The 26,168-nt window shown below is 66.6% G+C and carries 24 protein-coding genes; 16 read left to right on the top strand and 8 right to left on the bottom strand.

Features of this window, described 5'->3' with window-relative positions:
• Window positions 1–43 precede the first annotated feature (43 nt).
• Both AC13C7_RS10095 and AC13C7_RS10090 read right to left on the bottom strand, forming a co-directional pair.
• Window positions 44–736, bottom strand: a complete 693-nt coding sequence (locus tag AC13C7_RS10095) for an NUDIX hydrolase (RefSeq protein ID WP_172317094.1) — start codon at window positions 734–736, stop codon at window positions 44–46.
• Window positions 709–1,089, bottom strand: a complete 381-nt coding sequence (locus tag AC13C7_RS10090) for a DUF983 domain-containing protein (RefSeq protein WP_172317096.1) — start codon at window positions 1,087–1,089, stop codon at window positions 709–711. The genes AC13C7_RS10095 and AC13C7_RS10090 overlap by 28 nt, the downstream gene beginning before the upstream one ends.
• 146 nt (window positions 1,090–1,235) lie before the next feature.
• On the opposite strand from AC13C7_RS10090, the gene AC13C7_RS10085 reads away from it, so the two are divergent.
• The 5 genes from AC13C7_RS10085 to AC13C7_RS10065 all read left to right on the top strand — a co-directional run bounded on the left by AC13C7_RS10085 (window position 1,236) and on the right by AC13C7_RS10065 (window position 4,248).
• Window positions 1,236–1,727 carry an EF-hand domain-containing protein gene (locus tag AC13C7_RS10085; RefSeq protein ID WP_482867385.1) on the top strand — a complete coding sequence of 164 codons (492 nt, stop codon included), beginning with the start codon at window positions 1,236–1,238 and terminating at the stop codon, window positions 1,725–1,727.
• Between the two features lie 179 nt (window positions 1,728–1,906).
• On the top strand, window positions 1,907–2,491 hold the full coding sequence (locus AC13C7_RS10080; protein ID WP_482867384.1) for an RNA polymerase sigma factor: 585 nt from the start codon (window positions 1,907–1,909) through the stop codon (window positions 2,489–2,491).
• The gene (locus AC13C7_RS10075) at window positions 2,484–2,837 is read left to right on the top strand and encodes a hypothetical protein (RefSeq protein ID WP_172317102.1); all 354 of its coding nucleotides are present in this window, start codon (window positions 2,484–2,486) and stop codon (window positions 2,835–2,837) included. The genes AC13C7_RS10080 and AC13C7_RS10075 overlap by 8 nt, the downstream gene beginning before the upstream one ends.
• 3 nt (window positions 2,838–2,840) lie before the next feature.
• Entirely contained in the window at window positions 2,841–3,341 is a 501-nt protein-coding gene (locus AC13C7_RS10070; protein WP_482867383.1) for a periplasmic heavy metal sensor, read from the top strand.
• 226 nt (window positions 3,342–3,567) lie between these two features.
• Window positions 3,568–4,248 (top strand): DUF1344 domain-containing protein, encoded by a 681-nt coding sequence (locus tag AC13C7_RS10065; protein ID WP_172317106.1) that lies wholly within the window; start codon window positions 3,568–3,570, stop codon window positions 4,246–4,248.
• A gap of 75 nt (window positions 4,249–4,323) precedes the next feature.
• Here AC13C7_RS10065 and AC13C7_RS10060 read toward each other — a convergent pair whose 3' ends face one another.
• Window positions 4,324–5,697 carry a diguanylate cyclase gene (locus tag AC13C7_RS10060; RefSeq protein WP_172317108.1) on the bottom strand — a complete coding sequence of 458 codons (1,374 nt, stop codon included), beginning with the start codon at window positions 5,695–5,697 and terminating at the stop codon, window positions 4,324–4,326.
• Between the two features lie 93 nt (window positions 5,698–5,790).
• Between AC13C7_RS10060 and AC13C7_RS10055 the strand changes: the two genes are divergently transcribed.
• From AC13C7_RS10055 to AC13C7_RS10035, 5 genes are all read left to right on the top strand, one after another.
• A complete protein-coding gene (locus AC13C7_RS10055) occupies window positions 5,791–6,069 on the top strand; it encodes a DUF3572 domain-containing protein (protein ID WP_172317110.1) in 279 nt (92 codons plus the stop codon).
• A gap of 139 nt (window positions 6,070–6,208) precedes the next feature.
• Window positions 6,209–6,946, top strand: coding sequence for an HAD family hydrolase (locus AC13C7_RS10050; protein WP_172317112.1), 738 nt, complete (start codon window positions 6,209–6,211; stop codon window positions 6,944–6,946).
• Between the two features lie 76 nt (window positions 6,947–7,022).
• Window positions 7,023–8,618: a trimethylamine methyltransferase family protein gene (locus AC13C7_RS10045; RefSeq protein ID WP_482867382.1), complete on the top strand. Its 1,596-nt coding sequence runs from the start codon at window positions 7,023–7,025 to the stop codon at window positions 8,616–8,618.
• A gap of 70 nt (window positions 8,619–8,688) precedes the next feature.
• Window positions 8,689–9,276, top strand: a complete 588-nt coding sequence (locus AC13C7_RS10040; RefSeq protein WP_482867381.1) for a heme NO-binding domain-containing protein — start codon at window positions 8,689–8,691, stop codon at window positions 9,274–9,276.
• Window positions 9,273–10,298, top strand: a complete 1,026-nt coding sequence (locus AC13C7_RS10035) for a diguanylate cyclase domain-containing protein (RefSeq protein ID WP_482867380.1) — start codon at window positions 9,273–9,275, stop codon at window positions 10,296–10,298. Before AC13C7_RS10040 ends, AC13C7_RS10035 begins: the two co-directional genes overlap by 4 nt.
• Here the strand turns inward: AC13C7_RS10035 and AC13C7_RS10030 are convergent.
• Entirely contained in the window at window positions 10,244–11,221 is a 978-nt protein-coding gene (locus AC13C7_RS10030) for a GlxA family transcriptional regulator (protein ID WP_446117925.1), read from the bottom strand. The genes AC13C7_RS10035 and AC13C7_RS10030 overlap by 55 nt on opposite strands.
• 79 nt (window positions 11,222–11,300) lie before the next feature.
• Here AC13C7_RS10030 and AC13C7_RS10025 point away from each other — a divergent pair, with 79 nt between their 5' ends.
• From AC13C7_RS10025 to AC13C7_RS10015, 3 genes are read left to right on the top strand one after another with little or no spacing between them, the layout of a single operon-like run.
• Window positions 11,301–12,461 (top strand): acyl-CoA dehydrogenase family protein, encoded by a 1,161-nt coding sequence (locus AC13C7_RS10025; RefSeq protein ID WP_172317122.1) that lies wholly within the window; start codon window positions 11,301–11,303, stop codon window positions 12,459–12,461.
• The gene (locus tag AC13C7_RS10020) at window positions 12,454–14,484 is read left to right on the top strand and encodes an acetate--CoA ligase family protein (RefSeq protein WP_482867379.1); all 2,031 of its coding nucleotides are present in this window, start codon (window positions 12,454–12,456) and stop codon (window positions 14,482–14,484) included. Before AC13C7_RS10025 ends, AC13C7_RS10020 begins: the two co-directional genes overlap by 8 nt.
• Window positions 14,485–15,270, top strand: coding sequence for a carnitinyl-CoA dehydratase (locus tag AC13C7_RS10015; protein ID WP_482867378.1), 786 nt, complete (start codon window positions 14,485–14,487; stop codon window positions 15,268–15,270). It begins immediately after the preceding gene.
• A 3-nt stretch (window positions 15,271–15,273) separates the two neighbouring features.
• Here AC13C7_RS10015 and AC13C7_RS10010 read toward each other — a convergent pair whose 3' ends face one another.
• The 3 genes from AC13C7_RS10010 to AC13C7_RS10000 form a co-directional block, all read right to left on the bottom strand.
• Window positions 15,274–15,933 (bottom strand): hypothetical protein, encoded by a 660-nt coding sequence (locus tag AC13C7_RS10010; protein WP_172317128.1) that lies wholly within the window; start codon window positions 15,931–15,933, stop codon window positions 15,274–15,276.
• Window positions 15,934–16,009: 76 nt separating this feature from the next.
• Complete coding sequence (gene carB, locus AC13C7_RS10005; RefSeq protein ID WP_172317130.1) at window positions 16,010–19,354, bottom strand: carbamoyl-phosphate synthase large subunit; 3,345 nt, start codon at window positions 19,352–19,354, stop codon at window positions 16,010–16,012.
• 127 nt (window positions 19,355–19,481) lie between these two features.
• The gene (locus tag AC13C7_RS10000) at window positions 19,482–20,675 is read right to left on the bottom strand and encodes a class I SAM-dependent methyltransferase (protein WP_482867377.1); all 1,194 of its coding nucleotides are present in this window, start codon (window positions 20,673–20,675) and stop codon (window positions 19,482–19,484) included.
• 197 nt (window positions 20,676–20,872) lie between these two features.
• Between AC13C7_RS10000 and aspS the strand changes: the two genes are divergently transcribed.
• The 3 genes from aspS (at window position 20,873) to AC13C7_RS09985 (ending at window position 25,316) form a co-directional block, all read left to right on the top strand.
• A complete protein-coding gene (aspS, locus tag AC13C7_RS09995; protein ID WP_482867376.1) occupies window positions 20,873–22,648 on the top strand; it encodes an aspartate--tRNA ligase in 1,776 nt (591 codons plus the stop codon).
• Window positions 22,649–22,756: 108 nt separating this feature from the next.
• Window positions 22,757–24,106, top strand: coding sequence for a DUF1800 domain-containing protein (locus AC13C7_RS09990; protein ID WP_482867375.1), 1,350 nt, complete (start codon window positions 22,757–22,759; stop codon window positions 24,104–24,106).
• A gap of 1 nt (window position 24,107) precedes the next feature.
• A complete protein-coding gene (locus AC13C7_RS09985; RefSeq protein ID WP_482867374.1) occupies window positions 24,108–25,316 on the top strand; it encodes a DUF1501 domain-containing protein in 1,209 nt (402 codons plus the stop codon).
• Between the two features lie 15 nt (window positions 25,317–25,331).
• Here the strand turns inward: AC13C7_RS09985 and AC13C7_RS09980 are convergent, their stop codons facing one another.
• Window positions 25,332–26,051, bottom strand: coding sequence for a response regulator transcription factor (locus AC13C7_RS09980; RefSeq protein ID WP_446117344.1), 720 nt, complete (start codon window positions 26,049–26,051; stop codon window positions 25,332–25,334).
• Window positions 26,052–26,168 lie beyond the last annotated feature (117 nt).

The raw sequence follows: 26,168 nt of genomic DNA, 5'->3' as shown, positions 1-26,168 counted from the left end.
GCCGAGGCTTTTCGAAAAGCCTCGTGAGCGATTTCGAAATCGCTCAGAGCCGCTCGAACCGGCTGATCTCGCCCGTGTTGTTGAAGAACGGCACGCCGGGTTGCGCCTCGCCTTTCAGGATCGCGCCGATCTCGGCCAGCACGACCTCGGTGATGAAGGGCATGTCAAAGCCGCGCGCCTCGTCCAGTGGCACCCATTGCAGGTGGCTCAACTCATCCTCGGCGCTGGAGAAATCGTCCGGGTCATTTGCCAGCCGCTCCGCATCGGCCATGAAAAACCGCGCATCGAAGCGGCGCGGGCGGCCCGGCGGCGTGATCGCGCGAAAGACGAACCGGAGCGCGTCGCCATCGGGCAGGTGGCCGGTGGCGAGATACCCGCGCCAGCCCTGCGGGGCCGCGATGGTTTCCGCACGCGGATCGGGCGCGCCCAGAAGCAGCCCGGTCTCCTCCCACAGCTCGCGCGTGGCGGCGGCCAGAAGGGCGGCGGCGGGCAGGTCGGATTGATTGGCAAGCCGGGTGGCGCAGTCGGGCGTCGGGGCGCAAGCCAGCGGGATCCGGGCATCGACCGCATCGACCGCGCCGCCGGGGAAGACGAACTTGGACGGCATGAAGGCCGCCGCCTTGCCGCGCTGCCCCATCAGCACGCGCGGGCGGGTTCCCGCGTCGCGCAGCATGATGATCGTCGCGGCGTTGCGAATGGCGCTCTTGTCTAGAATCCGTGCATCCTCTTGGCCCATTGCACCCCCACGAACGCGCCTTTCAACCGGGGCAACATGTAAAGCGCCAGCAGGACCGAGCCAAGCGAGAACACGGTCACCATGACCCAGGGGCCGGGGCGATAGGCGATATAGACATGCAGCATCGCGGCCAGCATGACATGGCCGGTGACAAGGATCGCGACATAGGCCGGACCGTCATCGACGCGGGCATGGCTGATATCCTCGCCGCAATGGGGACAGGTGGCGTGCAGTTTCAGGTAGCTGCGCAGGATGCGCCCCTCGCCGCAGTTCGGGCAACGCTTGCGCCATCCGCGCCGGACGGCGGGCCAGAAGGGCCGCTCGGCGGCGATCGGGGTCGAGGCGGGGTGCATGGGCGGCGGTCCTGCGTGTCGGGGCGGGGTGCCCCTCGGGATATAGGGCATTGCGGCCCCGGAACGAAATTACTTTGCATGATTTGCGACGGAATGTCCTGCGGGGCCCGTGGAACCCTCAGACAGTCAAGATAAGGAGTTCTTAAATGTCGATGAAAACCGCCCTGTTGCTTGGCCTGCTGATCCCCGTCGGATTTGCCGCCACCCTCCCCGCCAACGCCATGGGCCCCGGCGGTCAGGGCCGCCCCGCCTTCTCGGACCTGGATGCGAACGGCGATGGCAGCCTGACCCTGGAGGAGCTGCAATCGGCGCATGAGACGCGGATGGCCGAGGCCGATACCGATGGCGACGGCGCGCTCAGCCGGGATGAGCTTATCGCCCGCGCCACGGATCGCGCCGCCCAGATGATCGACCGGCAGATGGCCCGGTTCGACGACAACGAGGACGGGATGCTGAGCGCCAATGAGCTGGACGACATGCGCCCGCGCGGTGGCGATCCCGAACGCATGTTCTCGCGGATCGACGCCGATGGGGATGGCGTGGTCAGCGAAGCCGAGTTCGAGGAAACGGCGCTTGGCATGGGCCGCCGTCACGGGCAGGGCCAGCATCGCGGTTGGGGGCACCGGTCGAACGGATAACCCCCCTTGCACGGGGCGGCGCCATGGCCCCCGCGCGCCGCCCCGTGCAGCCGGGCCGCTGATGGCGACAGCACTTTGCGTTCTATCTGCTCCAGACAGTATCGAAAGGCGCGTTCGACCGCAGGCAGAGGCAGCGTCTTTCGATTCAAATCAAACGCAAAGTGCTTTAGAACAGGAGAATGGAGCCCTTGGATGCCCAGTTGGACGAGCTGCAGGATGATGCGCTGATGCTGCTCTTCGCACAAGGCGAGGCCGGGGCCGCGCGGATCCTGACGGCCCGTCTTCTGCCGCGCGTCCTGAACCATGCGGCGCGGGTCCTGGGCAACCGGACGGATGCCGAGGATGTCGCGCAGGAGGCGATGCTGCGGCTCTGGCGCGCGGCGGGCGACTGGCAGGCGGGCGGGGCCAAGGTCTCGACCTGGCTCTACCGGGTGACGGCGAACCTGGCCATTGACCGGCTGCGCCGCACGGGCCGCGCCGTGGGGCTGGACGACACGGATGAGCCGGCGGATGAGGATGCGCTGGCCGCCGATGACCGGTTGATCCGGGCCGACCGGATGGCGGCCCTTGATGCAGCACTGGCCCGCCTGCCCGAGAGGCAGCGACAGGCCGTGGTGCTGCGCCATATTGAAGGGGTCTCGAACTCCGAGATTGCCGAGGTGCTGGAGATCAGCGTCGAGGCCGTTGAAAGCCTGACCGCGCGCGGCAAACGTGCGCTTGCGGCGGCACTGGCAGGGCAGAAGGAGGCCTTGGGTTATGGGTGACAAACGCGATGATCTTGACGATCTGCTGGCCTCTGCCCGCGATGCCGAGGCCCCCTCGGATGCGCTGATCGCGCGGGTGCTGGCCGATGCCGCCACCGTGCAGGAGGATTTGCAGGCCCCGGCCCCCGCCTCCCGGCGCGGGTGGGGCGCGTGGCTGTCGGGGATCGGCGGCTGGCGCGGTGCGGGCGGCCTGGTTGCGGCCACCGCGACCGGGCTGATGGTCGGGGTTTATGCGCCTGATAGCGTCGATGCGCTTCTGGACGGAGCCCTGACCGATTACGGCGTGATCGCAAGCGATGAGCTCGTGTCCGGATGGGGCGCGCTTCTGGACCTGGAGGATGGCTGAGACATGAATACGCCTGAGACACGGCCCCGCCCGCCCCGCACCCCGCGCGGTGTCAAGATCGTGCTGGCGATGAGCCTCGCGATCAACCTGCTGATTGCGGGGGCCGTGGGCGGCGCGTTCCTGGGCGGGCGGCCCGAGGGCGGTATGCGCGACCGGGCCGAGGCCGCGCGCATCCTGGGGCTCGGCCCGCTGGCCACCGCGCTGGATCGGCGCGACCGGGCTGCCGTGATCTCCGCCGCCGGGGCCGACCGCGCCGCGATGCGGGCCGAACGCCAGCGTCTTGTCGAGGCCGCCCGCGACTTTGCCGAGGCGGTGCGCGCCGATCCGTTCGACCGCGCCGAGGCCGAGGCCGCGCTGGAGCGTCAGCGCGCCATCGTCTCCGGGCTTCAGGATCGCGGCTACGGCGCATTGCTGGATTATCTTGAAACCATGCCCGCCGAGGACCGCGCGGTATTCGCCGACAGCCTGCAACACATGCTGGCGCGTCAGGGCCGGGGGCGCTGAACCGGGGGCGGGGCATGTCCTGCGCCTATCGCCTCCTCGCTCGGGGCGGGCGCGCCACGAGGTTCACGCTTACGTGATCTCTTGGCCCGAGCGCCTTTATGGCAAGGCGCTCGGCCACCTGCCGGGGTATCCGCGCACAAAAATTTCCGGTTCTCTTGGAACATCTCCGGATGGGGCGTCGTTGTGCCGCCATACGAAGGCGAACGAGAGAGAAAGGATTTCTATCATGCGTAAGCAACTTCTATCCGCCACACTGATGAGCTCGCTCATTTTCGGCGGCGCAGCGCTGGCCGAAGAAACCCTGGGCACCATCGTGTCCATCGACCCGGCTGGCAACGCCGTGACCCTCAATGACGGCAACGAGTATGTCTTTGCCGATTCCGCAAGCGACAATGATGGCGGCCCCTTGCTGGCGGGCTATTCCGTCGGTGACATGGTCATGGTCAACTGGACCATGCAGGGCGACCGCCGCGTTGCACGCTCTATCGGTGGCAGCGCCGCCGTCAGTGAAATGGGTGTGATCGCAGACATCGACACCGCGGGCCGGACCGTGACATTGGCCGATGGCCGGATGTTCAGCTTCCCCGACCGCGACGGTGCCGAGGCACCCGACATCTCCGGCTTCACCGTCGGCGACTCGGTCGAAATCACCGCCGCGATGGAAGGCGACGGAATGGTCGGCCTGTCGATTGCATCCGCTGTCTCCACGCAAGTGACCGGCACGGTGGCCGCGATGGACGAGGGCGAGTTCTCGGTGACGCTGGATGATGGCAACACCTACGTCTTCCCGACCGAGATGAATGATCGCCTGCGGAACTTCGCGGTTGGCGACATGGTGACCATCACCGCGGTCGAGACAGGCACCGACATGATGATGCAGGGCCTGTCGATCGCACCGGCAAGCTGACCGGCGGGATCGTTGAAGACATTGGGAAGGGGCGCGGCTTTCGCGCCCCCTTTTTTCCTGTCTGCCGTGGCGGGGTCAGGCCGCCGAGGCCGAGGCTGACACCGTCACCAGGTTGCGGCCCTCCGATTTCGAATCGTAGAGCGCCCGGTCGGCCCGCGCGATCAGCGCGTCGGCCTGGTCCTGTCCGGGCTGGCCAAGCGCGATGCCGACGCTGACCGTCACATTGATCGGTTGGGCAATGCCGGGCAGCGAGATCGGCTGCCCGCCGATGGCCCGGCGCAAACGCTCGGCGCAATGCAGGGCGTGGTCGGGATCGGTGTCGGGCATGGCGACGAGGAATTCCTCGCCCCCCAGGCGGGCCACCAGATCCTGGCCGCGCAATTGGCTGCGCAGGCGCTTGGCGATGGTGGCCAGCACCCGGTCGCCGGCGGCATGGCCGAATTGGTCATTGACCAGCTTGAAGTGATCCAGGTCCAGCATCATCACCGCCAGGCCCTGTCCGGGCGCGGCCAGCAGGCGGCCAAGCTGGTTCAGCGCGTAGCGCCGGTTGTGCAGCCCGGTCAGGCTGTCGGTCACGGCCAGTTCCAGCCCGGCCTCGACCGTGGCGCGCAGCCGGTCGGATTGCCGCTTGCGCCGAAGTTGCGTCTTGATGCGCACCGACAGTTCCGCCGGGTCGAACGGATCGTAGAGGATGTCGCCCGCGCCCAGGTCCAGCGCCACCGCGCCGCGTTCGATATCGCCCTTGGGCAGGATCATCACCACCGCCGAATGGCGCGAGGCGGGGCGCGAACGCAAATCGGACAGCAGCCGCAACCCTTCGTTGCGCGTGCCCAGGTCGGCCGAGATCACGAAGACATCCGGCACCGCCTCCATCCCCGTGCCCGACAGCGCCTGTTCGCGCGGCAAGACCTGCAAGGCGGCGGTGCCCTGCGCCTCCAGCGCGCGTTTCCAGGTGACGCCGGTGGCGGCATCGGGGGCGACCAGCGCGACCTTGCCCGCGGGCGAGAACCCGGCGGCAGGTTCCGCAAAGCCGAAGCCCGCGCAGCTTTCCTCGCGCAGGCGCAGCTCGCGCTGGATCTCATGCGCGCGCAGGAGCGACCGCACCCGCGCCAGCAGCGTGACCTCATCGACCGGCTTGGTCAGGTAATCATCCGCGCCGCGTTGCAGCCCTTGCATCTTGCTGTCCTGATCGGCCAGCGCGGTGATCAGGATGACGGGAATATCGGCGGTGGCGGGATCGGCCTTGAGCTGTTCGCAGACCGCGACACCGCTCATGTCGGGCATCAGCACATCCAGCAAGATCAGGTCCGGCTGCTCGGATTTCGCGATGCGCAGCGCCGCCGCCCCGCAATCGGCCTGCAACACTGAATAGCAGGCCGCCGCGAGCTTGACCTTCATGACGATGCGATTGGTGGCAACGTCGTCCACAACGAGAATGCGCCCTGTCATCGAATGCTCCGCCGCTGGTTTATCTCTGGGCTTTGTTCATCCATGCTCCCGAAAGGTTAATAAAGCCTTTAACGCAGAGATGAGGACAGTCACATGAACGTGGTTCGCGCCGAGGAAACAGCCCTGAACGCGATGGCCTGGCTGGTTGGCAATGACGAGTTGCTGCCGGTCTTCCTGGGCGCCACCGGGGCCAGTCTGGCAGACCTGCGGGCGCAGGCGGGCGAGACCGCCATGCAGCTGTCTTTGCTGGATTTTCTGATGATGGACGATGCCTGGGTCATGGCCTGCTGCGATGCCTTGGGCCTGCCCTACGAGACCTTGCTGGAGGCCCGCCAATCGCTGCCCGGCGGGGCCGAGACAAGCTGGACCTGAGCAGTTGGCGGTTCTTCGCCGATCAACAATGATTGATGAATTATGCCGCATTTGATGAAATTCCGGGCGACATGATCCGCGGGATGACAGCCCCCGCCGACCCGTGCCACTCTGCGGTCAATAACAGGAGGCGAGGCAGATGATCACGGGCATCCTTTTCGACAAGGACGGCACGCTTTACGATTTCGAGCGCAGCTGGTCCGGTTTCGCGGGCGCGATGTTGCTGGATCTGGCCGAGGGCGACGCGACCCGTGCGCGCAGCCTCGGACAACGGATCGGCTTCGACACCGAAGACTCGCGCTTTGCCCCCGACAGCTGCGTCATCGCGGGCACCGATGACGACATCTGCGCCGCGCTGCTGCCCGGCCTTCCCGGCATGACGGACCACGAGCTGCGCCCGCGTCTGGCCCGCGCCGCCGCCGCCGCGCCGATGGTCGAGGCGGTGCCGCTGCGCGCCCTGTTGGCCCGGTTGCAGGCGATGGGGCTGAAACTGGGCGTCGCCACCAACGACACCGAAGGCTCCGCGCGCGCGCATCTGACCGCCACGGGCATCCTCGACCTGTTCGATTCGGTCGTGGGTTTCGACAGCGGCCATGGCGCGAAACCCGGCCCCGGCATGTGCCGCGCCTTCGCCGAGCGCTTCGGCCTTGTCCCCGGCGAGGTCCTGATGATCGGAGACAGCCTGCATGACCTGCACGCGGGCCGCGCGGCGGGTATGGTCGTGGTGGCCGTTCTGACCGGCATGGCGGACGACGCGGTGCTGGCCCCCCATGCCGACCTGGTGATCCCCGATATCGGCGTGCTGCCGGGGTTGCTGGCGCGGGGCGCGATCCCCTCCAGGACGGAAATGGAAGGCGAAGCGCCGCAAACAGGCTGAAAATCCGTCGCTAAGGGCAAACTTCCGGGACGTCTCCACCGGCACAGTCGGGGCATGTCACACCGGGAGACCCGCCATGCCTGATGCCACCTCGGTCGCCGCCGCGGCCGCCGAAACCGCCGCCGCCGCCCCCCGCCGCCGCCGCGCGGGCGGGCGCAGAGGCAACGCCGAGCGGGCGGGCACCGCCGTTGTCGACCAGATGCCCTGGCGCGTGCCCGTCAACCCCGACCGCCCCACCGAACCGCTGCCCCCCGAGGGCGTCGAGGCCATCCACAAGGGCGCCATGCGCATCCTGTCGGAGATCGGGATCGAGTTTCTCAACGAGGAGGCGCGCGACCACCTCGCCCGCGCGGGTTGCAAGGTCAGCGGCACCAACGTGCGCATGGACGAGTCCTTCGTGATGGAGATGATCGCGAAGGCCCCGAGCGAATTTACCATCACCCCGCGCAACCCCGACCGCCAGATCACCATCGGCGGCAAGCATATGGTGTTCGGCAATGTCTCCTCGCCGCCCAATGCCTGGGATCTGGATCGCGGCAAGCGCACCGGCGATTTCGAGACCTACAAGGAATTCCTCAAGCTGACGCAGTATTTCAACTGCATCCATTTCGCGGGCGGCTACGCGCCGGAACCGACCGATATTCACGCCTCGGTGCGCCATCTCGATTGCCTTTATGAAAAGCTGACGCTGACCGACAAGGTGGCGCATGCCTATTCCCTGGGCCGCGAACGGGTCGAAGATGTGATGGAGATGGTGCGCATCGCGGGCGGTCTGACGCGCGAGCAGTTCGAGGCCACCCCGCGCATGTATACCAACATCAACTCGGTCTCGCCGTTGCAGCATGATTTCCCGATGCTGGAGGGCGCGATGATCCTGGCCCGCGCGCGGCAAGGCGTGGTGGTGACACCCTTCACGCTGGCCGGTGCCATGGCCCCGGTGACGATGTCGGGCGCGGTGACGCTCAGCCTGGCCGAAGGGCTGGCCGCCCTGGCGCTGTTGCAATTCATCTCGCCGGGCTGCCCCGTTGCGATCGGCACCTTCACCTCGAATGTCGACATGAAATCGGGCGCGCCCGCCTTCGGCACCCCGGAATACATGCGCGCCACCCAGATGACCGGCCAGATGGCGCGGTTCTACGGGCTGCCGATGCGCGCCAGCGGCGTCTGCGCGGCCAATGTGCCTGACGGGCAGGCGATGTGGGAGACCTGCAATTCGCTCTGGTCGGCGGTGCAGGCGGGCGGCAACATGATCTACCATGCGGCGGGCTGGCTGGAGGGCGGGCTGATCGCGTCGCCTGAGAAATTCGTCATGGATTGCGAAGTCTTGCAGATGATCCAGCGCTATTTCGACCCTGTCCTGTGGTCCACCGGCGAGGATGACCTGGCCTTTGACGCCATCCGCGCGGTCGGCCCCGGCGGGCACTTCTTCGGCGTGCAGCACACGCAGGAGCGCTACCAGCACGCCTTCTACGCCCCGATTGCCAGCGACTGGAGCAATTTCGAGGCCTGGGAACTGGCGGGCGGCGAATGGAGCGCGCAGCGCGCGAACCGCCTCTACAAGGCCATCCTGGCAGAGTTTGAGCCCCCCGCAATGGAGGACGCGATCCGCGAGGAACTGGCCGATTTCGTCGCAAGGCGCAAATCCGAAGGCGGTGCCCCGACCGATTTCTGACCCGCCGCTCACGGTTTCTTAACCAGCGCCGCGCTATGAGATTGGCGACATAAGACGCGGGAGCCCTTGAATGCATGGTCTGGTGAATCGCGCCTTGCAGGGGTTTCTGACCGATACCTATGGCAAGGACACGTGGGACGAGGTGCGCAGCCAGGCGGCGCTGCCCTTTGACGGGTTCGAATCCATGCTGCATTACGATGACCGCCTGACCGAACAGACCGTCAGCGCGGCGGCGGCGGTTCTGCACAAGGACGCGATCTCGCTGCTGGAGGATATCGGCACCTACCTGGTGACCCATCCCAACCTGGAGCCGCTGCGCCGGTTGCTGCGGTTTGGCGGCGATACCTTCTACGATTTCCTGCAATCGCTGGACGATCTGGCCGGGCGGGCCAGCCTCGCGGTGCCTGACCTGGTGCTGCCGGATCTGCATATCTGCCACCTGCACCGCAATTCCTTCGTGCTGGAGGTGAAATGGCCGGTTCCCGGCATCAGCGCCGTCTTTCTCGGCGCGCTCCGGGCGCTGGCGGATGATTACGGCGCGCTGGCGATCCTGGAGTTTGACGGCGCGGGCGGCGGGATCGAACGGATACGGATCGAGTTGCTGGATACGGCCCATGCCTCGGGGCGGCATTTCTCGCTTGGGGCGACGGCGACATGAGGAAACCGCCGGATTTCGCGCTGGAGGGGGGGGCCCTCGATGCCCTGATGCCGATGCATCTGTGGTTCGGGGCCGATGAGCGGGTAATCCGCGTCGGCCCGACACTTGCCAAGATCGCGGGCGAGGAACAGCTTGTCGGCCAGCGCCTCTTTGACATTATCGACCTGCGCCGCCCGCAGGCCGCGCAGACGGTGGAGGGGGTGCTGGCGCTGGCCGGGATGCGCCTGCGCCTGGCGCTTTTCCGCCGTGCCGACCTGCCGTTTCGCGGCGTCGTGGTGCCGATGCCGGGCGGGCAGGGCGGTTTCATCAAGCTCTCGCTCGGCGTTTCATTCGCGCAGGCCGTGGCCGATTGCGACCTGACGCTGAACGATTTCTCGCCCTGCGACCAGACCGTCGACCTGCTCTACCTGGCCGAGGCCAATGCCGTCATTGCCCAGGAATCGCGCAACCTGACCGCGCGGCTGCAAAAGGCCCGCGAAAGCGCCGAGGAACAGGCCCTGACCGACGCCCTGACCGGGTTGCACAACCGCCGCGCCATGGATGCGACGCTGCGCCAACTGGCCGGTGACCCGATGGCGCGGTTCGGGCTGATGCATCTCGACCTCGATTTCTTCAAGGAGGTCAATGACACGCTCGGCCATGCCGCGGGCGACCATGTGTTGACCCATGTCGCCGACATCCTGCGCGCCGAGATCCGCACCGGCGACATCGTGGCGCGCGTCGGCGGCGATGAATTCGTGCTGCTCTTCCGCGATTGCGACGACGCTGAGCTTTTGCAGTCCATCGCCGACCGGCTGATCCGGCGGCTGGAGGAGCCGACCCTCTTCGACGGTCAGCAATGCCGCATCTCGGCCAGCGCCGGGTCGGTCCTGGCCTCGCGCTACGAGGTGCCCGACCCCGACCGGATGCTGAACGATGCCGATATCGCGCTCTATACCTCGAAGAATCGCGGCCGCGCGCAGCACACCTATTTCGACGATGAATTGCTGGCCCCCGTGACCGGCACCGTCCGGCCCAACTGACGCGCGGCGCGGGTCTGGCGCGGGGTCTCCCCGAATTCGCGCAGATAGGCGCGGGTCATGGCGCTGGCATCGGCATAGCCCGCGCGCAGGGCGATCTCGGCCACACTGATGCGGCTTTCGCCCGCCAACCGTCGCGCCGCCAGCAGCCGCAACCGCTGATAGGCCCGGCGCGGGGGCACGCCCATCCTTGCCTGAAACCGCGTCTCCAGCTTGCGTTGCGTGCAGCCAAGCGCGCGGGCCAGGGCGGGGATGGCAAGCGGATGCTCCAGGTTGCGCCGCATCAGCGCCAGCGCGGCATCGACCAGGCCCGCCCGCATGCCGGAACGCGGGGGCGCATCGCTCTGCATGAAAAGCGCTGCGATCTCGGCACAAAGCGCAGGGCCATGGGCGCGCCCGATCATCTCCTGCACCAGGTCGAAAGCCGACATCGCGCCGCCGCAACTGGCCCGGTCGCGGTCGATGACAAAGCGCGAGCTGTCGGCATCAAGCTGCGGAAACGTCTCGGAAAAGGCGTCAAACTCGTCCTGGTGGATCGTGGCACGATAGCCGTCCAGAAGGTTTGAGGCCGCCATCAGCCAACTGCCCGTGTCCAGCCCCGCCACCATGTCGAACCGCCCCGCCGCCGCGCGCAAACCCCGGCTCAGATCCGGGGTCAGAAGGGCGCGAAACCCGTAGCTTGGCAGCACCATGAGGCAGGCGCCGCCGGGATGATCGGCCAGCCGCATCTCGGGCAGAACCGGCATCCCCCCCGATGACGTGACCGGGCGGCCATCCGGCGTCAGGAACCGCCACGCGTAAAGCCTCCGGCGCGACAGGGTGTTGGCCGCGCGCAGGGGCTCAACCGCGTTGGCCAGGCAATGGTTCGAGAACCGCTCGAACAGCAGCACGCCGATTTGCGCGGGGGATTTCTGCGAACTCTGCATGAAAGGCAGCTAATCCTGCATGACGTCTCCGCGCAAGCGGTCTCAGGCTGTCCCGGACACCAGACCGGGGATCCGCGCCATGAATTTTGGACTGAGTGATGAACAGGAGATGATCGTCTCGACGGTGCGCAGCTTTGTCGAGAACGAGATCTACCCGCATGAGGCCGAGGTGGAGCGCACCGGCGAGGTGCCGCCGGAGCTGGCAGACCGCCTCAAGCAGAAGGTGATCGAGCTCGGCTTCTACGCCTGCAACTTCCCCGAGGACGTCGGCGGCGCGGGGCTCGGCCATGTCGATTTCACCCTGGTGGAACGCGAGCTTGGCCGCGGCTCGATGGCGCTGACGCATTTCTTCGGGCGGCCGCAGAACATCCTGATGGCCTGCGAGGGCGAGCAGCGCGAGCGCTACCTCTTGCCCGCCGTCCGGGGCGAGAGGATGGACGCGCTGGCGATGACCGAACCGGGGGCGGGATCGGACGTGCGCGGCATGACATGCAGCGCCGTGCGTGACGGCGGCGACTGGGTGCTGAACGGCACCAAGCATTTCATCTCGGGCGCGAATCACGCCGATTTCGTCATCGTTTTCGTCGCGACCGGCGAGGATCAGACCCCGCGCGGCCCCAAGAAACGCATCACCACTTTCCTGGTCGACCGCGGCACGCCGGGCTTCACCATCCGCGACGGATACCGCTCGGTCAGCCATCGCGGCTACAAGAACATGATTCTGGAGTTTGACGATTGCCGCCTGCCCGATGCCCAGGTCCTGGGCGAGGTCGATGGCGGCTTTGCGGTGATGAACGACTGGCTTTACGCCACCCGGATCACGGTCGCGACCAACAGCGTCGGGCGCGCGCGGCGGGTCTTCGATTATGCGCTGAATTATGCCGCCGAACGCAAGCAATTCGGCCAGCCCATCGGCAGGTTCCAGGGCGTCAGTTTCCAGTTGGCCGACATGATCACCGAGATCGACGCCGCCGATTACCTGACGCTGGCCGCCGCCTGGCGGCTGGATCAGGGCCTGCCCGCGAATCGCGAGATCGCGTCGGCCAAGCTCTACGCCACCGAAATGCTGGCCCGTGTCACCGATGCGACGCTGCAAATCTATGGCGGCATGGGGCTGATGGACGATTTCCCCATCGAACGGTTCTGGCGCGATGCGCGGGTGGAACGGATCTGGGACGGCACCAGCGAGATCCAGCGCCATATCATCAGCCGCGATCTTCTGAGGCCGCTCGGTGCGTGACATATCCCGGCTTTTCCGCCCCCGTTCCATCGCCGTGATCGGCGGCGGCGCGTGGTGCGACAGCGTCGTGCGCCGCTGCCGCGAGATGGGCTTCGACGGGCCGATCTGGCCGGTCCATCCGACCAAGGACGCGGTCGGCGGGCAGCCCACGGTTCCCCGGTTGGAGGATCTGCCCGCCCCCCCCGACGCCTGTTTCATCGGCGTCAACCGGCAGGCCACCGTCGCGGCGGCGCGCATCCTGTCGGGCATGGGCGCGGGCGGCGCGGTCTGTTTCGCCTCCGGGTTTTCCGAGGCGCGGCAGGAGCTGACGGATGGCGCCGACCTGCAGGATGCGCTGCTGGAGGCGGCGGGCGAGATGCCGATCCTGGGGCCGAATTGCTACGGCTTCATCAATTATCTCGACGGCGCGCTGCTCTGGCCCGACCAGCATGGCGGCGAGCGGGTCGAGACAGGCATCGCGATCGTGACGCAAAGCTCCAACATCGCGCTCAACCTGACGATGCAGACGCGCGGCCTGCCGATCGCCTATGTGGTGACAGTGGGCAACCAGGCGCAGGTCGGGCTGGCAGGGATCGGCGAGGCGCTGCTGTCGGATCCGCGCGTCACGGCACTTGGCCTGCATATCGAGGGGATCGGCGATCTGCGCGCCTTCGAGGCGCTGGCGGCGACGGCGCGCGGGCTTGGCAAGCGGATCGTGGCGCTGAAATCCGGGGCCTCGGAACAGGCGCGCGCGGCGGCAGTGTCGCATACCGCCTCGCTGACAGGCAGCGATGCGGGCGGTCGGGCGTTCCTGGCGCGGTTGGGGATCGGGCAGGTCGACTCGCTGACCGGGATGCTGGAGGCGTTGAAACTGCTGCATGTTGCGGGGCCGCTCAGGTCCAATCGCATCGCGTCGCTGTCCTGTTCGGGTGGCGAGGCGAGCCTGATGGCCGATAGCGCGGTGGGGCGTGGGGTGGAGTTTCCGCCCCTGTCTGAGGCGCAGAAAACCGGCCTGCGCGCGGCCCTCGGCCCCAAGGTCGCGCTGGCCAACCCGTTGGATTACCACACTTATATCTGGGGCGATGAGGCGGCGCAAACGGTGGCCTTCACCGCCATGATGGACCCGTCGCTGGCGCTTGGCTGCCTGGTGCTGGACTTTCCCCGCCCCGACAAATGCAGCTATGACGACTGGCTGGCCACCTGCCGCGCGGTGAAGGCGGCGGGCGAGGCCTCGGGCGTGCCCATGGCGCTGGTCTCGACCTTGCCGGAAACCCTGCCGGAGGCGATCTGCAAGCAGATGGTGGCGCAGGGGGTGACGCCGCTTTGCGGGCTGACGGATGCGCTGACGGCGATCGAAATTGCCGGGCGGGAATTGCCGCAACCCGCAGCGCCCGTTTTCCTGCCGCGGCCCGTCACTCGTCCTGTCCTGCGGACCGAGGCCGAGGCAAAGGCGGCGCTGGCAAGGCATGGGCTGCGCGTGCCCGCATCGGGCCGCGCGCGCACGGCCAAGGATGCGGCCAGTATCGCCGCGCGGATCGGGTGTCCCGTGGTGCTCAAGGGCGAAGGCATCGCCCACAAGACCGAAAGCGGCGCGGTCAAGCTTGCTCTGACCCATCCTGACGCCGTGGCCGAGGCCGCGCGGGAGATGGCTGCGCCCTCCTACCTGGTCGAGGAGATGATCACCGGCACCCTGGCCGAATTGCTGATCGGTGTGGTTCTGGACCCCGCCCATGGCTATGTCCTGACGCTGGCGGCGGGCGGCGTCTGGACCGAATTGATGAATGACAGCATCAGCCTGCTGCTGCCGGTGGAGGGGCCGGAGATCGAGATGGCCCTGGATCAGCTTGGATGCGCCGCCTTATTGAAAGGTTACCGAGGTGCGCGGCCCGTCGATCTGCAGGCGGTGGTCAAGGCGGTGCTGGCGGTGCAGGATTACGTCATGACACGCGGCGCCCGCGTCGAGGAGATTGAAATCAACCCCCTGATCTGCACTGCGGACGCGGCCATTGCCGTCGATGCGCTGATCCGGGGAGAGGAGGACTAGATGACGGAAAACCCGGTAAAAACAGAGCGTCGCGGCCATGTGCTCGAGGTCACGCTGGACCGGCCCAAGGCCAATGCGATCGACCTGAAGACCAGCGTGATCATGGGTGATGTCTTCACCGAGTTCCGCGACGATCCCGACCTGCGCGTTGCCATCATCACCGGTGCGGGCGAGAGGTTTTTCTGCCCCGGATGGGACTTGAAGGCGGCGGCGGATGGCGATGCGGTCGATGGTGACTACGGCAAGGGCGGCTTTGGCGGCTTGCAGGAATTGCGCGGGCTGAACAAGCCGGTGATCGCGGCGGTGAACGGGATCTGCTGTGGCGGCGGGCTGGAGCTGGCGCTGTCGGCCGACATCATCCTTGCCGCCGATCACGCGCAATTCGCGCTGCCCGAGATCCGGTCCGGCACCGTCGCGGATGCCGCTAGCGTCAAGCTGCCCAAGCGCATTCCCTATCACATCGCGATGGAGATGCTGTTCACGGGGCGCTGGATCGACGCCGAGGAGGCGCATCGCTGGGGCCTGATCAACCACATTCACCCCGGCGCGGAGCTGCTTGAAAAGGCACGGGAAATGGCCGATCTGCTGGCTTCGGGTCCGCCGCTTGTCTACGCCGCGATAAAGGAGATTGTGCGCGAGGCCGAGGATATGAAATTCCAGGACGCGATGAACCGGATCACGCGCAGCCAGTTCGAGACGGTTGAAAGGCTCTACCGTTCCGAAGATCAGGCGGAAGGCGCGCGGGCCTTCGCCGAGAAACGCGATCCGGTCTGGAAGGGACGCTGAGCGTCAGATGCCGCAGATCTCGCGGATTGTCTCGGCATCCTCGGGATAGCCGAGGCGTTCGGCCATGGTCAGGGTCTGGGTGATGACCCCCACCGGCACATCGGTCAGCATCTCGAGGCTGAAGGCGTCAAAGCGGATCTTGGGGCGGGCATGGGTGTGGATCTCAGCGGCGCGCTTCAGGGGCTGGCCGACGAAATCCGACAGCGCCGCGTCATCCTCGGGGCGGTCGATGCGGAAGATGACGCCGGGGTTGTGGTTCAGCGCCAGCGCGAACCAGCGGGTGTAGCTTTCCAGCGCCAGGGCGACGGGATTATCCACATATTGCAGATACTTGCCGCTTTTCGTCAACAGGATCCGGTTGCGATACTTGATCGACCGGGGGCGCCGGTTTTCCGGCACGATCGAGGGGATCGCCGCCAAGGGTGAGCGCGCGGCGCAGAAGATGCGTTTGAACGGGGCCAGCGGTCCCAGCCCGTGGCCCCAGGGCACTTTCTCACGCTCGCCAAGCAGCGTCCAGGAGACCAGCCCGTCGGCCCCCTTGCGTTCATGCCCGACATCGAGGCCGCATGTCCGGATCAGGTTGGTGCTGAAAAGCGTGCCGCATCTCGGGTGCCCCAGACCCACGATATAGCTGTCCGGATCGACCTCAGCTTGAACGCCCATGACATGCCCCTTGCCTGTTTTTTGCAGATCATCCCCATTCAGGCCCGATCTGTCCACGCCGGATTTCCCCCCCGGCTCAGGCGGCGGGGGGGACCGCTTGCAGGCTTTGCACGCCGATATCGCCCTCGCGCGCGGCACGGATGGCCAGTGCCGCGGAATGTGACCCGGCCGCCGTGGTAAAATAGGGGATCTTGTCATAGAGCGCGACCGAGCGGATTTCGCGGCTGTCTTCAACGGCTTGCGCGCCTTCGGTCGTGTTCAGGACCATCGCGATGCGGTTGTCCTTCAGCATGTCGACGATATCGGGGCGGCCCTCATAGACCTTGTTCACCGTGTCGCAGGTCAGCCCGTGAGACTTGAGCCAGGCCGCCGAGCCGCGCGTGGCCACCAGGTCGAACCCCAGATCGGTCAGGATCTGCGCGGCCTCCAGCATCTGCGCGGTCTTGTCGGCATCCTTGATCGAGATGAAGACCAGGCCACTTTGCGGCAGGACCGTGCCCGCGCCCATCTGCGCCTTGAGGAAGGCGCGGGGGAAGGACACGTCCCACCCCATCACCTCGCCGGTGGAACGCATTTCGGGCCCCAGGATCGTATCGACACCGGGGAAGCGGGCGAAGGGCAGCACCGCTTCCTTGACGCTGAACCACGGCATCGCGGGGTCGGCCAGCGTCATCGGGTCGGCCATGGGCAGGGTGCCGGGCTTGGCGTCCGAGGGATAGCTGCCGCGATGGGTGAAATTGGTCAGGGGCTCGCCCGCCATCAGCCGCGCGGCGATGGAGGCGATCGCGGAGTCCGTCGCCTTGGCGACAAAGGGCACGGTGCGCGAGGCGCGGGGGTTGACCTCGATCAGGTAGACCTCACCGTCCTTGACCGCGAATTGCACGTTCATCAGCCCGACCACCTTGAGGCCCCGGGCCAGCGCCACCGTCTGCTTGTTCAATTCCTCGATGATTTCAGGGCTGAGCGAATGCGGCGGCAGGCAACAGGCGCTGTCCCCGGAATGCACGCCCGCCTCCTCGATATGCTGCATGATGCCCGCGACATGGACGTTTTCGCCATCGCAGAGCGCATCGACATCGACCTCGACGGCCCCGTCCAGGTAGCTGTCCAGCAGCACCGGGCTGTCGCCCGAAACCACCACGGCCTCGGCGATGTAGCGTTCCAGGTGGGCGGTGTCGCGCACGATCTCCATCGCGCGGCCGCCAAGCACGTAGGAGGGCCGGATGACCAGCGGATAGCCCAGGTTTTCCGCCGCCTCGCGCGCCGCCGCGTCGCTGGAGGCGATGGCGTTGACGGGCTGTTTCAGGCCAAGGCGGTTCACCAGGTCCTGGAACCGCTCACGGTCCTCGGCCAGGTCGATGGCGTCGGGCGTGGTGCCGAGGATCGGGATGCCCGCCTCCTCCAGCGCGTTGGCCAGCTTCAGGGGCGTCTGGCCGCCGAACTGGACGATGACGCCGTGCAGGGTGCCGCTTTGCAGCTCGACCCGCAGGATCTCCATGACATGTTCGAAGGTCAGCGGCTCGAAATAGAGGCGGTCCGAGGTGTCGTAATCGGTGCTCACCGTCTCGGGGTTGCAGTTGATCATGATCGTCTCATAGCCCGCGTCGGTCAGGGCGAAACAGGCATGACAGCAGCAATAGTCAAATTCGATGCCTTGGCCGATCCGGTTGGGTCCACCGCCCAAAATCACGACTTTTCTGGCCTCTGTGGGGCGGGCTTCACATTCCGCTTCACCCATGACGCTGTGTTCATATGTTGAATACATGTAAGGCGTCTGCGCTTCGAACTCCGCCGCGCAGGTGTCGATGCGCTTGAACTGCGCGACGACGCCCTGGGCGATGCGCGCATTGCGGATATCGGATTCCTTCGCGTCGGTCAGGCGGGCCAGGCGCGCATCGGTGAAGCCCATCATCTTGAGCGCGCGCAGCCCGTCAGCGTCCTGTGGCAAGCCATTGAGGCGGATGTTGTTTTCCGTCTCGACGATCTCGCGGATACGAGCCAGGAACCACGGGTCGAACGAGGTGATCGCGTGGATCTCGTCATCCGAGAGCCCCTCGCGCATGGCCTGCGCGATGACACGGATGCGGTCCGGCGTCTGGTCGGACAGCGCCTTGAAAATCGCGGCCTTGTCGGGGGCGCCCGGAATGGCGATCTCGTCAAAGCCGGTCAGGCCCGTCTCCATGCTGGCCAGCGCCTTTTGAAGGCTCTCGTGGATCGTGCGCCCGATGGCCATGGCCTCGCCCACCGATTTCATCGCCGTGGTCAGGTTGGGCTGGCTGCCCGGAAACTTCTCGAAGGCGAAACGCGGGATCTTGGTCACGACATAGTCGATGGTCGGCTCGAAGCTGGCCGGTGTCACCTTGGTGATGTCATTGTCCAACTCATCCAGCGTGTAGCCCACGGCCAGTTTCGCGGCGATCTTGGCGATGGGAAAGCCCGTGGCCTTGGAGGCCAGCGCCGAGGAGCGGCTGACGCGCGGGTTCATCTCGATCACGACCATGCGGCCATCATCGGGGTTCACCGCCCATTGCACATTGGAGCCGCCGGTTTCCACCCCGATCTCGCGCAGCACGTTGATGCTATGCGTGCGCATGATCTGGTATTCCTTGTCGGTCAGCGTCAGGGCCGGGGCGACGGTGATGCTGTCGCCGGTATGCACGCCCATCGGATCGACGTTCTCGATGGAGCAGACGATGATGGCGTTGTCGGCGCTGTCGCGCACGACCTCCATCTCGAACTCCTTCCAGCCCAGAAGGCTTTCGTCGATCAGGATCTGCCCGACCGGCGAGGCATCCATGCCCGAGCGGCAGTAATGGATATAGTCCTCGCGGTTATAGGCGACACCGCCCCCCGTGCCGCCAAGCGTGTAGGCGGGGCGGATGATGGCGGGCAGGCCGATCTCCTCCAGCGCCTCCAGCGCGATGGCGACGCCGGCCTGAAGGTCGGGCTTGCCGCTCTCTTTTTTCGGGGCGGTGACGATGGTGGCCTTTGGGTTCTCGATCCCCAACCGGTCCATCGCCTCGCGGAACAGCTTGCGATCCTCGGCCATTTCGATGGCCTCGCGCTTGGCCCCGATCATCTCGACGCCGAATTTCTCCAGCACGCCCATTTCCTCCAGCGCGAGGCTGGTGTTGAGGCCCGTCTGCCCGCCCATGGTCGGCAAGAGGGCGTCGGGGCGTTCCTTCTCGATGATCTTGGCCACGATCTCGGGCGTGATCGGCTCGATATAGGTGGCGTCGGCCAGGCCAGGATCGGTCATGATCGTGGCGGGGTTGGAGTTGACCAGGATCACCCGGTAACCTTCTTCGCGCAGGGCCTTGCAGGCTTGCGCGCCGGAATAGTCGAACTCGCAGGCCTGCCCGATGACGATGGGCCCCGCGCCGATGATCATGATGGAGTTGATATCGGTTCTTTTCGGCATTTTGGCACCCCGGTGGCAGACAGGTGGACGCGCGAGCGGCCCGCGCGCAAATTGTTCTGCGTTTTAGGCATATCGCGCCGGGGCGCAAGGGGGCGGGGGCAGGTTTTGCGGAAATACCCGCGTGGGGTCACGCCATATAGTCGCGCGTCAGCGGCACCGCCTGCTTGTCGCGGGCCAATTGCACCTGGAAGACGCATTGCCGACCGTGCCGGAATGCCATCTCGCTTGCGGCAAGGTAATAGCGCCACATGCGCACGAAGCGCTCGTCATAGAGCATCAGCGCCGCCTCCGACTTGGCCTCGAACCGCTCCAGCCAGTGGCGCAGGGTCTCGGCGTAATGCAGCCGCCAGACCTCGATATCGGTCTGAAAGAGCCCCGCCGCCTCGAACGCGCGCGACATTTCCGACAGCGCGGGGACATAGCCGCCCGGAAAGATGTATTTCGTGATCCAGGGGCTGGTGGTGCCGGGCGGGGCGGCGCGCCCGATAGTGTGGATCAGGGCCACGCCATCCTCGGTCAACCGGTCGCGCACGGTGTCGAAATAGGTCCGGTAATGCGGCACGCCGACATGTTCGAACATGCCGACCGAGACGATGCGGTCGAACTGCCCGGTCACGTCGCGGTAATCGCGCAGCTCGAATTTCACCTTGTCCGACAGCCCCTCGGCCTCGGCGCGCTTGGTGGCCCAGGCATGTTGCTCGGTCGAGAGGGTGACGCCCAGAACCTCGGCCCCGTGATCGCGCGCGAGGCTGAGCGCCAGCCCGCCCCACCCGCAGCCGATCTCGAACACGCGCATTCCGGGCTCCAGCAGCAATTTTCTGGCGATATGCGCCTTCTTGGCGGCCTGCGCTTCCTCCAGGCTCATCTCGGGCTGCCGGAAATAGGCGCAGGAATATTGCCGGTCTTCGTCGAGGAAGAGATCGTAGAGCGTCGCCGACAGGTCATAATGATGCGCCACGTTCTGCCGCGCGCGATGGGCCGGGTTCCACTGGTCGGAGCGGCGTCGTGCCCGCCTCGCGGCCTGCGACGACCTGCGCCACCACAGATGACCCGAACGTTCCACGTTCACGGTCAGGAAGGTCAGAAACCCGCGCAGGTCGTCATCGCCTATGGTCAGGCGGCCATCCATATAGCCCTCGCCCAGGGCCATATCGGTGGTCAGCACCAGCTTGCGGGGCAGGTCGGGGTCGTGAAACCGCAGCGACACCGACGGGCCGTCGGCGCCCGAATAGGTCCGGGTCGTGCCATCCGCAAGCTGCACGTCAATGCGGCCCACGCGCACGAAGCCGCGCATAATGTGATCGAAGAGGCGCTCCCACATCGCCCGCACTCCCTCGGAAATCCCCGACATATTCCATCGCTTACGCGTCCGAGATTGCCGTTTCGCGCGGCGAATTCAAGCCCTTGGCGACCTGGCGCACGCAACCGTACCTTTCGCGCCGATGACGCGGCTTGACTTCCCGCGCCTGAGACGGTGTATCCGCACGGGTGATTATCCAGCCCCGAAGGGACTTAAACATGCACAGCTTTCGCAGCCATACATGCGCCGATCTGACCAAAGCCGATGTCGGTGAACCCGTGCGCCTGTCGGGATGGGTCCACCGGGTGCGCGACCATGGCGGGGTGCTGTTCATCGACCTGCGCGACCATTACGGCATCACGCAAGTTATCGCCGATGGCGACAGCCCGGTCTTTTCGCAGCTGGAGAAAGTGCGTTCCGAATGGTGCATCCGCATCGACGGCACCGTGCTGGAACGCGATGCGTCGCTGGTCAACCCGAACCTGCCGACCGGCGAGATCGAGGTTTTCGTGCGTGATCTGGAAGTTTTGGGCGCCGCCGGTGAATTGCCGCTGATGGTGTTCGGCGATCAGGACTACCCGGAAGAAACGCGCCTGCGCTACCGCTTTCTCGATCTGCGGCGCGAGAAGATGCAGAAGAACATGAAGCTGCGCTCGGATGTCGTCCGCTCGATCCGGCAACGCATGTGGGACGCCGATTTCAACGAGTTCCAGACCCCCATCATCACCGCATCCTCGCCCGAAGGCGCGCGCGATTTCCTGGTGCCAAGCCGCCTGCATCCGGGCAAGTTCTACGCCCTGCCGCAGGCCCCGCAGCAGTTCAAGCAGTTGCTGATGGTTTCGGGCTTCGACAAGTATTTCCAGATCGCGCCGTGTTTCCGCGACGAAGACCCGCGCGCCGACCGCTCGCCCACCGATTTCTACCAGCTCGACATGGAGATGTCGTTTGTGACGCAAGAGGATGTGTTCAACACCATCCAGCCGGTGATTCAGGGCATTTTCGAGGAATTCGGCGAGGGGCATAGCGTCGACAAGGTCTGGCCGCAGATTTCGTATCGCGACGCGGCGCTCTGGTATGGCACCGACAAGCCCGACCTGCGCAACCCGATCAAGATGGAAGTCGTCTCCGAGCATTTCCGTGGTTCGGGCTTCGCTATCTTCGCCAAGCTGTTGGAGCAGGAGGGGACAGAGGTGCGCGCCATTCCGGCACCGGGTGGCGGCAGCCGCAAGTTCTGCGACCGCATGAACAAGTTCGCGCAGGAGGAAGGGCTGCCGGGGATGGGCTATATCTTCTGGCGCGACCAGGGCGAAGGGATGGAGGCCGCGGGCCCTCTGGCCAAGAATATCGGCCCCGAACGCACCGAAGCGATCCGCACGCAGCTTGGCCTTGGCGTCGGCGATGCGGCGTTCTTCCTGGCGGGCAAACCGTCCCAGTTCGAGCTTGTCGCAGGCCGCGCCCGCACTGTCATTGGCAACGAGCTGAAACTGACCGAAGAAAACCGCTTCGCCTTTGCCTGGATCGTCGATTTCCCGCTCTACGAGAAGGACGAGGAGACCGGCAGGATCGACTTCAGCCACAACCCGTTCTCGATGCCGCAAGGCGGGATGGCGGCACTGGAGGGCGATCCGCTAGAGGCGCTTGGCTACCAGTATGACCTGGCCTGCAACGGGTATGAACTGGTCTCGGGCGCGATCCGGAACCACAAGCCCGAGATCATGTTCAAGGCGTTCGAACTGGCCGGCTACGGCGAGGCGGAGGTGCGCAAGCGTTTCGGCGGCATGGTCAACGCCTTCACCTTCGGCGCGCCGCCGCATGGCGGATGTGCGGCGGGGATCGACCGGATCGTGATGCTCCTGGCCGATGAGGCCAATATCCGCGAGGTCATCCTCTTCCCGATGAACCAGCGCGCCGAGGATCTGATGATGGACGCCCCGTCCGAGCCCGCATCCGGGCAGTTGATGGAACTGGGCCTGCGCGTCATTCCGCAGGACTGACCGAGGGGGCGGCGGATTGCTGCTCGCCGCCCTCATCTTGATCTATCGCGCCTCTGATGGGTAGGGTATGGTTGCGCTCAGACCGACTTGACCGGATGTTTTTGCCCGATGTCCTTCCACGCACAAATTCGCTTCGGCACCGGGCTTTCGCCCGCCCATCCGCCTGCCTCGCGTGACGAGATGCTGGCCCGTCTGGCCGGTCCCGACCAGATCGCCGCCGCCTTTCCGCAGGAAGGGTATGCGGCGCGCGCAGAACGTGCGCTGGAATTTGTCGCTGCCCGCCGCGACCTCACGCAGGGCGAGGCCGAGGCTGCGCTGTCCGAACGCCTGTCGCGCGAAATGCGCGAGGACAATTTTCGCCAGATGGCGCTGACGCTTGCGCGTGGCGTGGCCAGCCCGGATGGCCTTCGCGAACGCCTGACCTGGTTCTGGGCCGATCATTTCACCACCGTGCGCCGCAGCGCCGCGATGCGGGGCGCCATCACCGGCTATGTCGAGGACGCCATTCGCCCCCATGTCGCGGGCCGGTTCGGCGACATGCTGGCATCGGCTGTCCTGCATCCCGCGATGGTGCTCTACCTTGATCAGGATCGCTCGGTCGGACCCAATTCGCCTGCCGGATTGCGGACCGGGCTCAGCCTGAACGAGAACCTGGCGCGCGAGGTGCTGGAACTGCACACGCTCGGCGTCGATGCGGGCTACAGCCAGCGCGACGTGCGCGAAATGGCCGAGTTGCTGACCGGTATCGGCATCCGCCAGAGGCGGGAGCTGATCTTTCGCCCCGGCCATGCCGAACCGGGCGCTGAAACGGTCTTCGGCGCGACCTATGGCGGGGCGCGTTCGGCCGATCTCTCCGAGATCCGGGCGGCCCTGCACGATCTTGCCCTGCGCCCCGAAACCGCGCGCCATATTTGCGGCAAGCTGGCCGACTATTTCATCTCCGACACGCCCGATCCCGGCCTGATAGACACCATGGCGGCGGTCTGGGACGATACCGGCGGCGCCTTCTTGCCGGTCCTGGACACGATGCTGTCACACCGCGCCGCCTGGTCGGATGCGCCGGGGCGGGTCAAGCGCCCGTTTCATTTCATCACCTCGGCCCTGCGCGCCCTCGGGTCTCCGCCCGACCAGATCGCCAATGCCTCGCGTCAGAGGGTCAACACGCGGCTGAACCTGCCGCTCATTGCCATGGGCCAGCGCTGGCAAGGGGCGGCGGGTCCGGATGGCTATCTCGACGATGACCGCGAGTGGATCCGGCCCCAAACGCTGGCCGCTCGGATCGGGTGGGCGATGCTGACGGCGAGCGAGATGCCGCGGCTGCCCGATCCGCGCGATTTCGTCGTGACCGCGCTTGGCGACACGGCCAGCCCCGATCTGCGTCGCGCCGCCGCCCGCGCCGAAACCCGCGCCGAGGGGGTTGGCATCGTGCTGGCCGCGCCCGAGTTCCAGAGGAGCTGACATGCCCGCTATCACCCGCCGCCAGATGCTTGCCCTTGGATGCTCGGCCGCCGCCAGCCCGCTGATCACACCCGTGGCCTTCGCCTCGTTGCCCACCGATCACCGGCTGGTCGTCATCATCCTGCGCGGCGCGATGGACGGGCTGGACGTGGTGCAGCCCTATGGCGACCCGGCGCTGGCGAGGCTTCGGCCTGGCTTCGATATCGGGCCGGACGCAGGCGCGCGCGACCTCGACGGGTTCTTCGCGCTGCATCCCGGTCTGCGCGATCTCTGGCCGCTTTGGCAGGCCGGTGAGCTTGGTTTTGCCCATGCTGTTTCAACGCCCTACCGCAACGCGCGCAGCCATTTCGACGGCCAGGATCTTCTGGAGGCGGGGACCGGGCCGGGCGCGGATGCGCGTGATGGCTGGCTCAACCGGCTGGTGCAGACCATTCCCGGTGCGACGCGGGAAACCGCGCTGGCCGTGGGCCGGGACGAGGCGCTGATCCTGCGTGGGGCCGCGCCCACCTCGGACTGGTCGCCCGCCGCGCGCCTGCTGCTGTCGCCGGCGACCTCGGACCTGCTGGCTGCCGTCTACCACGACGATCCGCTGTTCCAGGCGTCTTTCGATGAGGCGCAATTCCTGTCCGGTCTGCTCCATGGCGACTTCTCCGAGGTGGAGGGCGACGGGATGATGGCGGGCATGCAGGACGCGATGGCAGGCGCGGGCCAGGCCGAAGCCGTCAACGTGATTGCCGATTTCGCCGCCGAACGGCTGCGCGCAGAGGCGCGGATCGCCAGTTTTTCGATCGGCGGTTGGGACACGCATCGCAGCCAGCAGGGCGGGCTGACCCGCGCGCTCGGCCATCTGTCGACCGCGATCTTGCGGCTGCGCGCGGGGCTTGGACCGGACTGGGGCCAGACCACCGTTCTGGCAATGACCGAGTTCGGCCGCACGGCGGCTGAGAACGGCAGCGGCGGCACCGATCACGGCACCGGCAGCGCGTTGATCATGGCGGGCGGCGCGGTGCGCGGGGGCCGGGTGATGGGCGATTGGCCGGGGCTGGAGGAGGCCGCGCTCTTCGATCGGCGCGACCTGATGCCGACCCGTGATATCCGCGCCTATGCCGGGTGGGCCATGGCGGGGCTTTTCGGCACCGACCGCGGCGCATTGGAAGGCCAGGTGTTTCCCGGGCTCGACCTGGGCGCCGATCCCGGGCTGCTGCGATAGGTCACGGGGCGCCGATCAGACCGCCGCCATGCCCGCCATCCGGGAGACCAGCTGCGCCTTGAGCCGCGCCCGTTCGCCCTGCTTCAGCGTTCCCGGCAGCGCGGTCGCGGTTTCCGCCAGCAACGTGTCATGCGCCGAGCGGGCCAGCCCAAGCAGGAACCGGCGCAGATACCCCATCGGCGGCGCGTCCCGGTCCAGCAGCGCGATGGCATGGGCCAGGTCTTCGCGCAGCGCCAGACGGTCAGGCTCCAGCACCGTCGCATCCAGCGGGCGCGGCCCTTGCGGGCGCATATCCTCGGGCAGGTGACGCAGGATCTCGGACTGGAAGGCGGCCAGCGTGTCGACCGGCTTGGGCAGGAACCCGTCCGCCCCGGCCTCAAGCGCCGTCCTGGCCGCCGCTTCCCGCTCCGCGCCCGAAGTGGCCAGCACGACCGGCACCCGGTGCGCGGCGCGGTTCATTTCGCGGATCAGCGACAGGCCCGAGCCGTCCGGCAGCCCCAGATCGACCACCGCGACCGAAGGCCGGTAGGTTCTCAGGTGCCGATGGGCCGAGGCCAGGCAGTCGGCCCGCCGGATGCGCGCGCCCGAGCGCAGGCACAAGAGGCGCAGCGCCTCGGATGCGAAGCGGCTGTCTTCCACCGCCAGGATGGTCAGCCCCTGCAAGGGCCGCGCGGGCGTCGGTTTCGGATGAAAGAACGGCAGGTCAGTATCCGTTCTGGACGTATCGGTTTCCATAATCATAGCCCCCCAAAGGCGATTCTGGGGATGATTAAACAGTCTCAAGGTTGACAGATCGTAAATGCCGCCGCGGCGACGCGCCGCTTGTCTTTTCGCGGCCGCAGCGCCATATCC

This window comes from Alterinioella sp. B-7 (genome assembly GCF_056857775.1).
The sequence above is the reverse complement of the archived record's forward strand: the minus strand, read 5'-3'. Positions and strand labels throughout refer to the sequence as shown.

What these genes read in the sequence shown, in the direction of transcription:
- AC13C7_RS10095 (WP_172317094.1), bottom strand. Translation starts at nt 736, where the DNA reads ATGGGCCAAGAGGATGCACGGATTCTAGACAAGAGCGCCATTCGCAAC.
- AC13C7_RS10090 (WP_172317096.1), bottom strand. Translation starts at nt 1,089, where the DNA reads ATGCACCCCGCCTCGACCCCGATCGCCGCCGAGCGGCCCTTCTGGCCC.
- AC13C7_RS10085 (WP_482867385.1), top strand. Translation starts at nt 1,236, where the DNA reads ATGTCGATGAAAACCGCCCTGTTGCTTGGCCTGCTGATCCCCGTCGGA.
- AC13C7_RS10080 (WP_482867384.1), top strand. Translation starts at nt 1,907, where the DNA reads ATGGAGCCCTTGGATGCCCAGTTGGACGAGCTGCAGGATGATGCGCTG.
- AC13C7_RS10075 (WP_172317102.1), top strand. Translation starts at nt 2,484, where the DNA reads ATGGGTGACAAACGCGATGATCTTGACGATCTGCTGGCCTCTGCCCGC.
- AC13C7_RS10070 (WP_482867383.1), top strand. Translation starts at nt 2,841, where the DNA reads ATGAATACGCCTGAGACACGGCCCCGCCCGCCCCGCACCCCGCGCGGT.
- AC13C7_RS10065 (WP_172317106.1), top strand. Translation starts at nt 3,568, where the DNA reads ATGCGTAAGCAACTTCTATCCGCCACACTGATGAGCTCGCTCATTTTC.
- AC13C7_RS10060 (WP_172317108.1), bottom strand. Translation starts at nt 5,697, where the DNA reads ATGACAGGGCGCATTCTCGTTGTGGACGACGTTGCCACCAATCGCATC.
- AC13C7_RS10055 (WP_172317110.1), top strand. Translation starts at nt 5,791, where the DNA reads ATGAACGTGGTTCGCGCCGAGGAAACAGCCCTGAACGCGATGGCCTGG.
- AC13C7_RS10050 (WP_172317112.1), top strand. Translation starts at nt 6,209, where the DNA reads ATGATCACGGGCATCCTTTTCGACAAGGACGGCACGCTTTACGATTTC.
- AC13C7_RS10045 (WP_482867382.1), top strand. Translation starts at nt 7,023, where the DNA reads ATGCCTGATGCCACCTCGGTCGCCGCCGCGGCCGCCGAAACCGCCGCC.
- AC13C7_RS10040 (WP_482867381.1), top strand. Translation starts at nt 8,689, where the DNA reads ATGCATGGTCTGGTGAATCGCGCCTTGCAGGGGTTTCTGACCGATACC.
- AC13C7_RS10035 (WP_482867380.1), top strand. Translation starts at nt 9,273, where the DNA reads ATGAGGAAACCGCCGGATTTCGCGCTGGAGGGGGGGGCCCTCGATGCC.
- AC13C7_RS10030 (WP_446117925.1), bottom strand. Translation starts at nt 11,221, where the DNA reads ATGCAGAGTTCGCAGAAATCCCCCGCGCAAATCGGCGTGCTGCTGTTC.
- AC13C7_RS10025 (WP_172317122.1), top strand. Translation starts at nt 11,301, where the DNA reads ATGAATTTTGGACTGAGTGATGAACAGGAGATGATCGTCTCGACGGTG.
- AC13C7_RS10015 (WP_482867378.1), top strand. Translation starts at nt 14,485, where the DNA reads ATGACGGAAAACCCGGTAAAAACAGAGCGTCGCGGCCATGTGCTCGAG.
- AC13C7_RS10010 (WP_172317128.1), bottom strand. Translation starts at nt 15,933, where the DNA reads ATGGGCGTTCAAGCTGAGGTCGATCCGGACAGCTATATCGTGGGTCTG.
- carB (WP_172317130.1), bottom strand. Translation starts at nt 19,354, where the DNA reads ATGCCGAAAAGAACCGATATCAACTCCATCATGATCATCGGCGCGGGG.
- AC13C7_RS10000 (WP_482867377.1), bottom strand. Translation starts at nt 20,675, where the DNA reads ATGTGGGAGCGCCTCTTCGATCACATTATGCGCGGCTTCGTGCGCGTG.
- aspS (WP_482867376.1), top strand. Translation starts at nt 20,873, where the DNA reads ATGCACAGCTTTCGCAGCCATACATGCGCCGATCTGACCAAAGCCGAT.
- AC13C7_RS09990 (WP_482867375.1), top strand. Translation starts at nt 22,757, where the DNA reads ATGTCCTTCCACGCACAAATTCGCTTCGGCACCGGGCTTTCGCCCGCC.
- AC13C7_RS09985 (WP_482867374.1), top strand. Translation starts at nt 24,108, where the DNA reads ATGCCCGCTATCACCCGCCGCCAGATGCTTGCCCTTGGATGCTCGGCC.
- AC13C7_RS09980 (WP_446117344.1), bottom strand. Translation starts at nt 26,051, where the DNA reads ATGGAAACCGATACGTCCAGAACGGATACTGACCTGCCGTTCTTTCAT.